The organism is Streptomyces sp. NPDC126510, assembly GCF_040302345.1.
Classification (GTDB): Bacteria; Actinomycetota; Actinomycetes; order Streptomycetales; family Streptomycetaceae; genus Streptomyces.
The window spans coordinates 60,663-72,961 of record NZ_JBEORR010000042.1; the positions used below are offsets into that span (position 1 = coordinate 60,663).

A 12,299-nucleotide genomic window follows, 5' to 3' on the forward strand; every position below is an offset into this window, starting at 1 on the left:
TCGGCGGGCGAGTGCGGGTGGGGTGTGGTCAGGGTGCCGTCGCCTTTGCGCGCTTACGTACGATCGCCGCCGCCATGGTGATCGCGGCTCCCGCCACTGCCCATGCCGCCAGTACGAGGAGGGGGCCGGTCATCGCGTTGTTGTCGAAGTAGGCGATGGAGCGGGTCGACCAGGTGCCGGCGCCGGGGGGCAGGGCCGGGCCGATCGCCTTCCAGAAGGGTGGGAGGAGGGGCGGGGGCAGGGCTCCGCCCGCGCTGGGGTTGCCGAGGATGACCACCAGCAGGATGACCAGGCCGATGCCGATCGTGCCGAAGACGCCCTGGAGGGCGAGGGTGGCCGCGCCCACGGCGAAGATGATCAGGGTGCCCAGGCCCCAGAGGGCCGCGGTGCTGCCCGGCAGGGCGTCCAGGACCGGGCCGGTGATGAGGGCTCCGCCGAGACCGCCGATGATCGCGACCAGGGCCATGACGGCAAGGCGGATCGCGGCCCGGGTGGGATTGGAGGGTTTCGCCCCGGCGCTGATGGCGAGGGCCGCGGCGCCCAGGTAGCCGCCGACGCACCAGCCGATCACCAGGTAGAAGGACGAGAGTCCGTTGGGGTCGTGGGGTGCGGACGGGATCACGTCGATCGTCCGGATGGCGCGCCGCTCGGACTTCTCCAGGGTGGTGACGAGGGCCGTCAGCGTGGTGGAGAGGACCCTGCCGCCTCCGGAGGCGACCAGGAGGGTGTCGGTGCTGCCCCGGGGGTCGATGATCAGGGCCGCGTCGATGTCGCGGTGGGTGAGCCGGCTCCGGGCCGCTGCCGCGTTCGGCAGTGCGCGGGGGTCCAGGGGGGAGCCGGGGAGTTGTTCCAGTCGGCCGACCGCCTGACCGGCCGCGGCCTGTGGGGCGACCACGCCGAAGGGCACGTCCTTGGGCTTCGGGTCGTGCAGTGCTCCCACGTACGAGGCGATGAACAGCAGCTGGAGCACGATCACGCCGACGATGAGCAGGGTGGCCCGCGGCGTGACGGCGTCTCTCACCTCGGCGGGGAACGAGCTGTGCGGCATGCCCCCACGGTCGGGTGATTTGGGGTGTTTCCGCAGGTGGGGCGGGGCCGAACGGATGTCGTACATACATTCGAGGATGGGGGTATGGTGGGGGTGAGGCAGTTGGGAACAGATGTTCGAGAGCCGGTGTGGCTCACGAGTGCGGGAGGTGCGTGTGCCGGGGTTCACGCATCTGCACACCGTCTCCGGATTCTCGTTGCGTTATGGAGCCTCGCACCCGGAGCGGATGGCCGAGCGTGCCTCCGAGCGGGGCATGGATGCCCTGGCGCTGACCGATCGCGACACGCTCGCCGGCGCCGTCCGGTTCTCGAAGGCCTGCGGGAAGGCGGGGGTCCGGCCGCTGTTCGGGGTCGATCTGGCGGTGGGGGGTGCGGAGCCCGGGGCCGAGCGGCGGGGGCGGCGCCGGATCCCGGTGCGGGGCGGTGCCTTTGTCGATGAGTCGGCTCCCCGTGTGGCCTTTCTCGCCCGGGACGGTGCCCGGGGGTGGGCGGACCTGTGCCGGCTCGTCTCGGCCGCCCATGAGGGGGAGGGGACGCCCCTGCTGCCCTGGGAGCGCAATCACGCCCGGGGTGTGACCGTGCTGCTCGGGCCCGCGTCGGACGTCGGGCGTGCCCTGGCCGCGGGGCGGCCCGACCGTGCGGCGCGGCTGCTCGCGCCCTGGCGGGACGTCTACGGCGACGACCTGCGGCTGGAGGCCGTCTGGCACGGCCGGACGGGTACGGGCCCCGGCTCGCTGCGGCTGGCCGCCCGTACCGTCGGGTTCGCCGCCGAGCAGCGGATCCGGCCCGTCCTCACCAACGCCGTACGGTACGCCGACCCGGGTCTCGGGCCGGTCGCCGACGTGCTGGACGCCGCCCGGCGGCTGGTGCCCGTCGATCCGTCCAAGGGGCTGGACTCCGGCGAGGCCTGGCTCAAGGGCGCCGGGGACATGGCCGGGGTGGCGGAGCGGATCGTGGAGGCCGCGGGGTTCCGGCGGGAGACCGCTCACCGGCTGGTGGAGCAGACGCAGGCCACGGCCGCCGAGTGCCTGGTCGACCCCGAGGACGATCTCGGGATCGGTACCGTCCACTTTCCCGAGCCGCAACTGGTCGGCGCCGGGCGCCGTACCGCCCAGCGGACGCTGGCCTCGCGGGCGACGGCCGGAATGGTGCTGCGCGGATACGACCGGCGGCGGGAGTACTGGGAGCGGATGCACCACGAGCTGGACATCATCGCCCACCACGGATTCGCCTCCTACTTCCTGACCGTCGCCCAGGTCGTGGACGACGTGCGGAAGATGGGCGTCCGGGTCGCCGCCCGGGGGTCCGGGGCCGGGTCGCTCGTCAATCACCTGCTCGGTATCGCGCACGCCGATCCGATCGAGCACCGGCTGCTGATGGAGCGGTTCCTGTCGAAGGAGCGGGTCGTGCTGCCCGACATCGACATCGACGTGGAGTCCGCGCGCCGGCTGGAGGTCTACCGCGCGATCATCGACCGGTTCGGCACCGAGCGGGTCGCGACCGTCGCGATGCCGGAGACCTATCGCGTGCGGCACGCCATCCGTGATGTGGGGGCCGCCCTGTCCATGGACCCGGCCGAGATCGACCGGGTCGCCAAGTCCTTTCCTCACATCCGGGCGCGGGACGCCCGCGCCGCGCTGGAGGAACTGCCCGAGCTGCGGGCCCTGGCGGGGGAGAAGGAGAAGTACGGGAGGCTGTGGGAGCTGGTCGAGGCGCTGGACGCCCTGCCGCGGGGGGTGGCCATGCACCCGTGCGGGGTGCTGCTGTCCGACGCCTCCCTGCTCGCGCGTACGCCGGTCATGCCGACCAGCGGCGAGGGCTTCCCGATGTCGCAGTTCGACAAGGACGACGTGGAGGACCTCGGGCTGCTCAAACTGGACGTGCTGGGCGTGCGGATGCAGTCGGCCATGGCGCACGCGGTGGAGGAAGTGCGGCGGGTGTCGGGCGTCCGGGTCGACCTGGACGGGCTGGCGCCGGGGGATCCGGAGACGTACCGGTTGATCCAGTCCACCGAGACGCTCGGGTGCTTCCAGATCGAGTCGCCCGGGCAGCGGGACCTGGTCGGGCGGCTCCAGCCGGCCGGCTTCCACGATCTCGTCGTCGACATCTCGCTGTTCCGGCCCGGGCCGGTCGCCGCCGACATGGTGCGGCCGTTCATCGAGGCGCGGCACGGGCGGGCGCCGATCCGGTATCCGCACCCGGATCTGGAGGGGCCGCTGAAGGAGACCTACGGGGTCGTCGTCTTCCACGAGCAGATCATCGACATCGTCGACATCATGACCGGCTGCGGGCGCGGCGAGGCGGACCGGGTGCGGCGCGGGCTGTCGGACCCGGAGTCACAGGCGCGGATCAAGGTGTGGTTCGCCCAGCACGCGGCGGCGAACGGCTATGACGCGGAAACGATCCAGCGGACCTGGGGGATCGTCGAGGCCTTCGGGTCCTACGGCTTCTGCAAGGCGCACGCGGTCGCCTTCGCCGTGCCGACCTACCAGTCGGCGTGGCTGAAAACGCATCATCCGGCCGCCTTTTACGCCGGGCTGCTCACGCACGACCCCGGGATGTATCCCAAGCGGCTGCTGCTGGCGGACGCGCGGCGGCGTGGGGTGCCCGTACTGCCGTTGGACGTGAACGCGTCGGGGGTCGCACACCGTATCGAACTGGTGTCCGGTAAGTGGGGGCTGCGGTTGGCTCTCTCCGATGTGTACGGCATCAGCGAGACCGAGGCGGCGCGGATCGCCGAGGGCCAGCCGTACGCCTCACTGGTCGACTTCTGGGAACGGGGCCGGCCCAGCCGTCCGGTGGCCCAGCGGCTCGCCCAGGTGGGAGCGCTGGACGCGTTCGGCGCCAACCGCCGGGATCTGCAACTGCATCTGACCGAGCTGCACCGGGGTGCCCGCGGCGGGGGCGGTGGCCAGCTGCCGTTGGCCGGAGGGCGGAAGACCGCACCGGCCGGGCTGCCCGACCTCACCTCCTCGGAGCGGCTCAGCGCCGAACTGGGCGTGCTGTCCATGGATGCCTCGCGCAACCTGATGGACGATCACCGGCAGTTCCTCGACGAGCTCGGCGTGGTGTCGGCGCGGCGGCTGCGCGAGGCCCGGCACGGGGAGACGGTGCTGGTCGCGGGCGCCAAGGCGGCCACCCAGACGCCGCCGATCCGGTCCGGCAAGCGCGTCATCTTCTCCACCCTGGACGACGGCACGGGCCTGGTGGACCTCGCCTTCTTCGACGACTCCCACGACGCCTGCGCCCACACCGTCTTCCACTCCTGGCTGCTGCTGGTGCGCGGGGTGGTGCAGCGCCGCGGCCCGCGCAGCCTCAGCGTGGTGGGAGCCGCCGCCTGGAACCTCGCGGACCTGCTGGAAGTGCGCCGGGAGGAGGGGCTGGAGGGGGTCGCGGCCCGGCTGGCCGGTCCCGGCCCCGGTCCCGGCGAGGAGGGTTCCGGCGGCGACGGTGAGGGGGCCGCGCGGCGGCGGCTCGCCGGGTCGGACGGTGTGCCCGCGCCCACCGGTTCCGCGGCCGGGGATCCGATGGAGCAGCGGAAGATCCGCATGTCCACGGGGTACGAGATGCACCCCTGGGCCGATCTGCGTCCGGCGGGCGAAGAGCCCGCGAACACGAGGAAGTTGTGGCACAAGAGCCCGGGGAGTGCGGGATGACCATCCTCTGCGTACGTTTCCAGCTGCCTTCGGCCGACGAGGCGGATCTGCCCCATCTGCTCGGGATGCTCGAGGAGTTCACCCCCGTCGTCCAGGCTCTGCCACCGGACGGGGCGCTGGCCGACCTGCGCGGCGCCGAGCGGTACTTCGGGCGGGACGCCGTCGAACTGGCCTCGGTGATCCGGGTGCGATCGCTGGCCCTCCACGGCGTCGACTGCGTGATCGGTGCCGGACCCGGGCCGATGCTGGCCCGGATGGCGCTGCGTGAGGCCGTGCCCGGGGTGACGTGTGCGGTGCCCGACGAGCCGGACGCCGTCGCGGAGTTCCTCGCGGACAAGCCCGTCGCCGCGCTGCCCGGTGTGGGCGCCGCGACCGCCCGCACCCTGGGCGACTACGGGCTCGACACCCTCGGCCGGGTCGCCGCCGCACCGCTGTCCACGCTGCAGCGGCTGATCGGCGCGAAGGCCGGCCGCGAGCTGCGGGAGGAGGCCAACGGCATCGACCGCGGCCGGGTCGTACCGAACGCCGTCTCCCGGTCCCTGGCGACGGAACGCCCCTTCGGACGCGACGAACTGGACCCGGACCGGCACCGCAGGGCGCTGCTGTCGGCCGCCGAGGAGATCGGTGCCCGGCTGCGGGCCCTGGAGAAGGTCTGCCGCACGCTCACCCTCACCGTGCGCTACGCCGACCGGTCCGCCACCACGCGCAGCCGCACCCTGAGCGAACCGACCGCGCACTCCCCGGCACTGACCAGGGCCGCCTACGGCATGTACGAGGCACTCGGGCTGCAGCGGGCCCGGGTGCGGGCGATCGCCCTGCGCGCCGAGGGGCTCGACCCCGCCGACCGGGCCTCCCACCAGCTGACCTTCGATCCGGTGGACGAGAAGGTCCGCCGTATCGAGGAGGTCGCGGACCGGGCACGGGCGAAGTTCGGGCCGAGGGCGGTGATGCCCGGGGGACTAGGGGGCGGCCCCCGCGGGGGACGGGCGGCGTAGACCCTGCCGTATGACGTCGGGCTGTCCGTATGGCGTCGGCCTTCCCCAGGACGTCAGTTGGCCCACGGCGGCACGATGCGGGTGCCGTCGGCCAGCCGTGCCTCCAGGCCGATCGAGGTGGTGACCCAGGAGTACGCGGTCCGGTCGGTCGGGTTCTCGACGGTCAGGGTGGCGCCGGGATTGACGATCACCGTGTCGCCCGCCGTGATCCGCTCGGTGCGGCCGTCGAGGGTGATCAGCAGCTCACCGTCGAGCAGATGGAAGATCTCCTCCCGGCTGACCGTGTGCGCGGGCGCCTTGAGGCCCGCCGGGATCTCCCCGCGCCATGCGCACAGCTCCTTGCTGCCGCTGCCCGGGGTGGCGTGCGAGACGAAACGGGCGCCGTGGATCTCGTGGATGACGGCTTCGGACGATCGGACGACGGGCATGAGGCCTCCAAGTGGTCAAGTAGCTTGACTATATGGTCAAGCTACTTGACCGTCACGTCAAGGGTGTTTCAATGCATGCGTGCAGAACTCCGAGGCCATGGCACTGTCCGCCGCCCTGCTCGCCGTCGCCGGCGGGCTCACGCAACGCATCAACGAGGGCGTGATCGCTCGCGGTTTCGAAGGGGTGCGGCCCGCGCACGGGTTCGCCTTCGCCCGGCTCGCCCCGGACGGTGCGACGGTCACCGACCTCGCCGTCCATCTCGGGGTGACCAAGCAGGCCGCCAGTCAGCTCGTCGACGAGCTGGTGCGCAAGGGGTACGCCGAGCGGCGGCCGCACCCCGGGGACGCGCGGGCACGACTGGTCGTGCTGACCGGGCGGGGCTGGGACTGCACGCGGGCGGCCGAAGAAGCGGCCGCGGAAGCGGTGCGGGAATGGGGGGACCTGCTGGGGGAGAGTGAAGTGCGTTCGCTGCGCGAGCAGTTGCTGCGGATCGCTCCGCACGGGCCCATTCGGCCCACCTGGTGACGGGGTGGCGGCCGGAGTTCGCGGCGCCGGCTGCGCGGCGAGTTTTTACTGACGCGTAACTTCCCAGTTTGGCTACTCGCCCGTAACTTGACGAGTGAACAGCATCCTCGTGATCCGGATCACAGGGCCCCGTGCCGTCGCACCTCCCCTGAGCCGCAAGGAGATCACCCGATGCTGCCCTGGAAACGAGCGCTCAGACCTCTGGCCGCGCTGCTGCTGACGGCCGCGGCCGTCACCGTTCCCGCCACCACGGCCCAGGCCGCGGGCGCTCCGAGCTCCGGCTGGAACGACTACTCCTGCCAGCCGTCCGCCGCCCACCCCCGCCCCGTCGTCCTCGTCCACGGCACCCTCGGGAACTCCGTCGACAACTGGCTGGGCCTCGCCCCCTACCTGAAGGTCCGCGGCTACTGCGTCTTCTCCCTCGACTACGGCCAGTTGGAGGGAGTCCCCTTCTTCCACGGCCTCGGACCCGTCGAGAAGTCCGCCGGACAGCTGAAGGACTTCGTGGGCAAGGTTCTCGCGGCGACCGGAGCCGACGAGACCGACCTCGTCGGACACTCGCAGGGCGGCATGATGCCCCGCTACTACCTCAAGTTCCTCGGCGGAGCCGCAGAGGTGCACGCCCTGGTCGGCATCGCACCCAGCAACCACGGCACCGACCTGAACGGCTTCACCCACCTGCTGCCGTACTTCCCCGGCGCCGCGGACCTGCTCTCGAAGAACACCCCCGCCCTCGCCGACCAGGTCACCGGTTCCGCCTTCCTCGCCAAGCTCAACGCGGGCGGCGACACCGTGCCCGGCGTGCGCTACACGGTCATCGCCACCCGGTACGACGAGGTGGTCACACCGTGGCGCAGCCAGTACCTGAGCGGACCGGACGTGCGCAACGTCCTGCTCCAGGACCTGTGCCCCGTCGACCTGTCCGAGCACGTGGCCGCCGGGCTGCTGGACCGGGTCGTCTTCCACGAGGTGGCCAACGCCCTCGATCCCGGCCGCGCCACACCCACCACCTGCGCGTCGGCCTTCGAATGACACGTGTCACCGGTTGACACGTCGTCTGTTGACACGTGTCAGAGAAACGTTTCGGGGCCTGTCCGGCCTGAGCCGCCGGACAGGCCCCGAGTCGTGGGGCGGGCGGGGTCAGCGGTCGTGCCGGCCGCCGCTCACCGCCCGGCGCCGGGTCGAGAGGAGCAGCGCCGAAACGCCCAGGGCCAGCGCCGCCGCACCGCCGATCGCGACGTACGGGGTGGTGCTGTCGCCGCCGGTCTCGGCGAGGTTCTCCGTGGCACCGGCCGCCTTCGGGCGGTTGGGTGCGGGCGACGCCGACTTCGGGCGGTCCGGCGTGCTCTTCTTCGGGGCCGCGGCCGGCGCCGCCGAAGTGCTGGGGTCGTCGTCGCCGTGCCCGTGGTGCTCGATGGTCGACTTGCCGTTGCCGTCCTTGATCTGCTTCTCGCTGGGAGCGGAGGCGGACGGGGCCGGAGCAGCGCCGCCCGCCGCGCCGGCACCGCCGCCGAAGCTGACGTCCGAGCAGGAGTAGAACGCCTCCGGGCTGTCCGACCGCTGCCAGACCGCGTACAGCACGTGCTTGCCGGAGCGCTGGGGCAGCTTGCCGGGGAAGGTGTAGAAACCGCCGTCGGCGGCCGGGTCGGTGGACGTCGCGACCGGGTGCGCGAGATCCAGGTCCTTCCAGGCGAGCGGCTTGGCCGGGTCGTAGCCGGGCTTGGTGAGGTACACCTTGAACGTGCCCTTGTGCGGGGCCGTCACGCGGTACTTGAAGGTGTGCGAGCCACTGCGGACGGCGGTCGCGGGCCAGTCGGCGCGGGGGAGGTCGAGCCCCTTGAACTCCGCGTTGTTCGCGCTGCAGAGCTTGCCGTCCGGTATGAGCCGCTGGTGCCGGCCGCCCGCGTCGCCGATGCGGATGCCGTTCCAGTCGTAGAGGGCCTGGGTGCCGCCGGCCGCGACCGCCGCCTTGCACGCGGCCGACTTCGGGCTCTCGGGACCCTCGGCGTAGCACTGCGAGACCCGGCTGACCGGGTCGCCCATCGAACCGTGCGCGGCGGCCGGCACGGCGGTCAGCGCGGTCAGGGCGAGCGGGAGACCGCCGAGGGCGGCGACGGAGGCGACCTTGCGGCGTGCGGGCATGCGGGAACTCCTCGAAACGGTGCATGGGGCAGGTCCGGGCCGACGTGGGCCGGAATCCCGTGGGGTGCTCCGAAGCTAGCCTCTGAAAACCGTGAAATCGCCTGCTGAGGGCGGGTGGAGGAGATCCTTATGGCCCGCTTAAGGGAGTGTTCGGACTGGCATCAGGTAGGTACCGTCGCGGCATGGCAGACGAGGAGATCCGACCGGCCCGGCCCGCCGACGTGGCGGTCGTCGCGGACGTGGTCGACGCGGCCTTCCGCCCCTACATCGAGCGCATCGGGCTGGTGCCCCAGCCCATGGAGGAGGACCACGCGGCGAACGTGGCCGCGGGGAAGGTGTTCGTGACGGGCGATCCCGTCACCGGGCTCGTCGTGGTCGAGGCGTTCGGCGACCACCTCTTCCTCGACACCATCGCCGTCCACCCCGCCGCGCACGGCACGGGGGTGGGGCGGCGGCTCCTCCGGTTCGTGGACGCACACGCGCGTTCCCTCGGCCTGCCCGAGGTCAGGCTCTACACGAACGCGCTGATGTGGGAGAACCAGCGGATCTATCCGAAGTACGGCTACGAACTCGTGGAGCGCCGCGTGGAGGGTCCCTACGACCGCGTCCACTACCGCAAGCGGCTGCGCTGAGCCTTGCGTCTCATGACCGGCACCAGCCGCTCAGGCGTCCGGCCACCAGGTGCGTGCGATGTCCTTGCGGACCTCCGGGCGCCCGGCGGGACGCTCGTCGGCCTCCTCGCGGACCCGGCGGACGTCCGACTTCTTCAGGGGCTTCTGCACGGTCACACGGCGCATGGCTGCCTCCTTACGGGTCTACCGGGTTCCGCGTTCTCACGGAGGTAGACCTTTCGGGGGAGGGTTACTCATCGCTCCTGTTCTGTCAGTGGCGGCAGTCACGATTCGATTGTCAGTGGCGGGTGTCACTCTGGGCCCATGACGAACGTGGACTGGGACGCCGAGGCCGCCTCCTTCGACGAGGAGCCGGACCACGGCCTGCGCGACCTCGAAGTGCGCCGTGCCTGGACCGGGCGGCTGCGCGACTGGCTGCCGGGGCGCTCCGGCGACGTACTCGACCTCGGCTGCGGCACCGGCAGCCTGTCACTCATCGCCTCCGAACAGGGACATCGGGTGACGGGCGTCGACCTCTCCCCGGCGATGGTGGCGCTCGCCCGGGAAAAGCTCGCCGGGCGCGACGCCGTGTTCCTCGTCGGTGACGCGGCGGCACCGCCGGTGGGGGAGCAGCGCTTCGACGTCGTGCTCGTCCGGCACGTCCTGTGGGCCCTGTCCGACCCGGCCCGCGCCCTCGGGCACTGGCGCGGGCTGCTGCGGCCGGGCGGGCGGCTGGTGCTGGTCGAGGGCGTGTGGGGGAGCATCGAGCCGGTCGGCATACCCGCCGAGCGGCTCACCGGCCTGCTCGCCCCGATCGCCGGTCGGGTGCGCGTGCAGCGGCTCTCGGACGATCCCCTGCTGTGGGGCGGGCCGGTGACGGACGAGCGGTACGCGGTGGTCGCGGTGACCGGCGACTCAGGCCAGGAGCGCCGCGAAGCCGCCGCCGCGGGCCAGTGACTCCAGCTCGTCGAGCGCGGCCAGCGCTGCGGACGCCGCCTCCGGGTCCGACGCGCCGAGGCCGCTCTCGGCGAACTCGTCCTCGTCCAGGCGCCGTACGTCCGTGCCGTCCGCGGAGCGCCACAGATCCAGGTCGAGATCCTCCACGACCAGCTCCGGGCCGGAGCGCCGGGCGGGGCGGGTGACATCGCAGTACCAGCCCTTCAGCTCGCCCGTGGCGGAGCGGACCTCCTTCACCGCGTACCACCGGTCGCGCCAGTAGTACTCCGTGAAGACGTCGCCGGGCTCGAAGCGGACGAACCCGAAGTCGCGGACGCCGGAGCCCGCCCACGCGGCGCGGACCGCCACGCGCGTGCCGTCGTCCGCCAGCAGCTCGCCGCTGTAACGGATCTTCGTACGGCCCGCCTTGACGAGGACGACCTCCAGCTGCGGGTTCCTGTCGGACGGCTGCGGGTTCCGGTCAGCCGAGTTCGCGGACATGACGCACTTCCTTCGCGCAGATTTCATAGCCGAACCATGTGTTGATGGCGATCATCGGCTCGTTCCCCGTGTCGTTGCCGGTGAACGCCTCCGTGCACCCCGCCGCGCGGGCGCGGTGCAGCGAGTCGTTCTTGGCGAGCTTGGCCAGGCCCCGGCCGCGGAACTCCCGGGCGGTGCCGGTCATGGCGGTGGCGTAGCGGGAGTCGCCGTCCGTGTAGGCCACGCTGAAGGCGGCGGGACGGCCGTCGACGAGCGCGACGGTGGTCAGGTCGCGGTTCAGCAGCGGATGCTTCCAGTATTCCTCGAGCCAGGCCTCGTAGTCCGTGAACTCCACGTCGATGTCGCTCGGTTCGTCGGACGACGTCACCGCGTCCAGTTCGAACATGGGGCGCGGGTCGTCCGCGAAATCGGCGGCCGTGCGCAGCTCGACGCCGGACGGGGGCTCCTGCCGGGGCGGGAGCGTGCCGCCCGCCAGATCCAGGCGCAGGAAGTAGGCGGAGCGGCTGGCCCGGTAACCGTGCCGCTCGGCGAACGCGCGGTTGTCCGGCTCGTCCAGGACCCAGGCGAACAGTTTCGTGACGCCCAGGCGACCCAGGCGCTCCTCCGCCGTCCGCAGCAGCAGCGAACCGGCGCCGCGGTTCCTGCGGTCGGGGCGTACATAGATGTTGGCCGAGCCCTGGCCGGGCTCCGGGCTGGCGTGGGCGACGCTGACCTGGGCCGTGCCGATGATCTCGCCGTCCTCCTCGGCGATGAGCTGCCCGAAATGGGCGTCCGGGTGGACGTGCGTCAGGGTGTGCACCACCGACTCGGGGGTGGACAACATGTACGGAAGGGCGAGGCGGCGGGTGTCGGAGAACCCCTCGGCATCGGCTCGGACTTCGGGCCGCAGGTCGCGCACGATCACAGTCATTGGGCGCACGCTACGTGTGGAGCCTTCCGGGGTGCCTCTCATTTTCCACCGGGTGCGCGACAATCGGCCTGTGACCTTGCAGATCGACATCGACGACAGCGCCCCGCCCTACGAGCAGGTGCGGGCGCGGATCTCCGAGCAGGCGCGGTCCGGTGCGCTGCCCGTGGGCTACCGGCTGCCGACCGTGCGGGGGCTGGCCGAGTCGCTGGGCCTCGCCGCGAACACGGTCGCCAAGGCGTACCGGGCGCTGGAGGCGGACGGGGTGATCGAGACGCGGGGCCGCAACGGCACGTTCGTGGCCGCCGCCGGATCGGCGGCGGACCGTGAGCTGGCCTCGGCCGCACAGGCCTATGCGGAGCGGGCCAGGCGGCTCGGACTGGGCGAGGACGTCGCGCTCGCCGCGGTCCGGGACGCCCTGCGGGCGGCTCACGGGGACTAGGTCGTGTCCGCAGAGTCCCGTCGTCCGCCCGGAGGGCGGGCCCCGCGGCGTCTGGTGCGTGCTCTCGGCGTGCCGGGCGGAGTCCCTCGTACTGGATGTACTTGGGTC

General features: G+C 72.2%; 13 protein-coding genes. 7 read left to right on the plus strand and 6 right to left on the minus strand.

The annotated features are described in order from the left end of the window. Positions 1 to 28 precede the first annotated feature (28 nt). Entirely contained in the window at positions 29 to 1,048 is a 1,020-nt protein-coding gene (locus ABTX60_RS38115; protein ID WP_352101513.1) for a DUF3533 domain-containing protein, read from the minus strand. A gap of 154 nt (positions 1,049 to 1,202) precedes the next feature. Between ABTX60_RS38115 and ABTX60_RS38120 the strand changes: the two genes are divergently transcribed. Continuing rightward, positions 1,203 to 4,703, plus strand: coding sequence for a DNA polymerase III subunit alpha (locus tag ABTX60_RS38120; protein ID WP_352101514.1), 3,501 nt, complete (start codon positions 1,203 to 1,205; stop codon positions 4,701 to 4,703). Beyond that, positions 4,700 to 5,698: a DNA polymerase Y family protein gene (locus ABTX60_RS38125; protein WP_352101515.1), complete on the plus strand. Its 999-nt coding sequence runs from the start codon at positions 4,700 to 4,702 to the stop codon at positions 5,696 to 5,698. Before ABTX60_RS38120 ends, ABTX60_RS38125 begins: the two co-directional genes overlap by 4 nt. A 53-nt stretch (positions 5,699 to 5,751) precedes the next feature. On the opposite strand, the gene ABTX60_RS38130 is transcribed toward ABTX60_RS38125, so the two are convergent. After that, positions 5,752 to 6,126 (minus strand): cupin domain-containing protein, encoded by a 375-nt coding sequence (locus ABTX60_RS38130; RefSeq protein ID WP_352101516.1) that lies wholly within the window; start codon positions 6,124 to 6,126, stop codon positions 5,752 to 5,754. A gap of 79 nt (positions 6,127 to 6,205) precedes the next feature. Between ABTX60_RS38130 and ABTX60_RS38135 the strand changes: the two genes are divergently transcribed. Further along, complete coding sequence (locus tag ABTX60_RS38135; protein WP_352101517.1) at positions 6,206 to 6,652, plus strand: MarR family winged helix-turn-helix transcriptional regulator; 447 nt, start codon at positions 6,206 to 6,208, stop codon at positions 6,650 to 6,652. Between the two features lie 171 nt (positions 6,653 to 6,823). Next, entirely contained in the window at positions 6,824 to 7,684 is an 861-nt protein-coding gene (locus tag ABTX60_RS38140; RefSeq protein ID WP_352101518.1) for an esterase/lipase family protein, read from the plus strand. A gap of 108 nt (positions 7,685 to 7,792) precedes the next feature. Here the strand turns inward: ABTX60_RS38140 and ABTX60_RS38145 are convergent, their stop codons facing one another. After that, positions 7,793 to 8,794, minus strand: a complete 1,002-nt coding sequence (locus ABTX60_RS38145) for a lytic polysaccharide monooxygenase auxiliary activity family 9 protein (RefSeq protein WP_352101519.1) — start codon at positions 8,792 to 8,794, stop codon at positions 7,793 to 7,795. A 182-nt stretch (positions 8,795 to 8,976) separates the two neighbouring features. Between ABTX60_RS38145 and ABTX60_RS38150 the strand changes: the two genes are divergently transcribed. Next, the gene (locus tag ABTX60_RS38150) at positions 8,977 to 9,426 is read left to right on the plus strand and encodes a GNAT family N-acetyltransferase (protein WP_352101520.1); all 450 of its coding nucleotides are present in this window, start codon (positions 8,977 to 8,979) and stop codon (positions 9,424 to 9,426) included. A gap of 30 nt (positions 9,427 to 9,456) precedes the next feature. Here ABTX60_RS38150 and ABTX60_RS38155 read toward each other — a convergent pair whose 3' ends face one another. Continuing rightward, entirely contained in the window at positions 9,457 to 9,591 is a 135-nt protein-coding gene (locus ABTX60_RS38155; RefSeq protein ID WP_104778565.1) for a hypothetical protein, read from the minus strand. 138 nt (positions 9,592 to 9,729) lie between these two features. Between ABTX60_RS38155 and ABTX60_RS38160 the strand changes: the two genes are divergently transcribed. After that, entirely contained in the window at positions 9,730 to 10,362 is a 633-nt protein-coding gene (locus tag ABTX60_RS38160; RefSeq protein WP_352101521.1) for a class I SAM-dependent methyltransferase, read from the plus strand. Here ABTX60_RS38160 and ABTX60_RS38165 read toward each other — a convergent pair. Together ABTX60_RS38165 and ABTX60_RS38170 are read right to left on the minus strand one after the other, a co-directional pair. Continuing rightward, a complete protein-coding gene (locus ABTX60_RS38165) occupies positions 10,321 to 10,842 on the minus strand; it encodes a ribonuclease FAU-1 family protein (RefSeq protein ID WP_352101522.1) in 522 nt (173 codons plus the stop codon). The genes ABTX60_RS38160 and ABTX60_RS38165 overlap by 42 nt on opposite strands. Continuing rightward, the gene (locus tag ABTX60_RS38170; protein WP_352101523.1) at positions 10,823 to 11,752 is read right to left on the minus strand and encodes a GNAT family N-acetyltransferase; all 930 of its coding nucleotides are present in this window, start codon (positions 11,750 to 11,752) and stop codon (positions 10,823 to 10,825) included. The genes ABTX60_RS38165 and ABTX60_RS38170 overlap by 20 nt, the downstream gene beginning before the upstream one ends. A 70-nt stretch (positions 11,753 to 11,822) precedes the next feature. Between ABTX60_RS38170 and ABTX60_RS38175 the strand changes: the two genes are divergently transcribed. Next, positions 11,823 to 12,191: a GntR family transcriptional regulator gene (locus tag ABTX60_RS38175; RefSeq protein WP_352101524.1), complete on the plus strand. Its 369-nt coding sequence runs from the start codon at positions 11,823 to 11,825 to the stop codon at positions 12,189 to 12,191. Positions 12,192 to 12,299: the final 108 nt, after the last annotated feature.

Coding starts and splice junctions, on each gene's coding strand:
- ABTX60_RS38115 (WP_352101513.1), bottom strand. CDS start 1,048: ATGCCGCACAGCTCGTTCCCCGCCGAGGTGAGAGACGCCGTCACGCCG.
- ABTX60_RS38125 (WP_352101515.1), top strand. CDS start 4,700: ATGACCATCCTCTGCGTACGTTTCCAGCTGCCTTCGGCCGACGAGGCG.
- ABTX60_RS38130 (WP_352101516.1), bottom strand. CDS start 6,126: ATGCCCGTCGTCCGATCGTCCGAAGCCGTCATCCACGAGATCCACGGC.
- ABTX60_RS38140 (WP_352101518.1), top strand. CDS start 6,824: ATGCTGCCCTGGAAACGAGCGCTCAGACCTCTGGCCGCGCTGCTGCTG.
- ABTX60_RS38145 (WP_352101519.1), bottom strand. CDS start 8,794: ATGCCCGCACGCCGCAAGGTCGCCTCCGTCGCCGCCCTCGGCGGTCTC.
- ABTX60_RS38150 (WP_352101520.1), top strand. CDS start 8,977: ATGGCAGACGAGGAGATCCGACCGGCCCGGCCCGCCGACGTGGCGGTC.
- ABTX60_RS38155 (WP_104778565.1), bottom strand. CDS start 9,591: ATGCGCCGTGTGACCGTGCAGAAGCCCCTGAAGAAGTCGGACGTCCGC.
- ABTX60_RS38160 (WP_352101521.1), top strand. CDS start 9,730: ATGACGAACGTGGACTGGGACGCCGAGGCCGCCTCCTTCGACGAGGAG.
- ABTX60_RS38165 (WP_352101522.1), bottom strand. CDS start 10,842: ATGTCCGCGAACTCGGCTGACCGGAACCCGCAGCCGTCCGACAGGAAC.
- ABTX60_RS38170 (WP_352101523.1), bottom strand. CDS start 11,752: ATGACTGTGATCGTGCGCGACCTGCGGCCCGAAGTCCGAGCCGATGCC.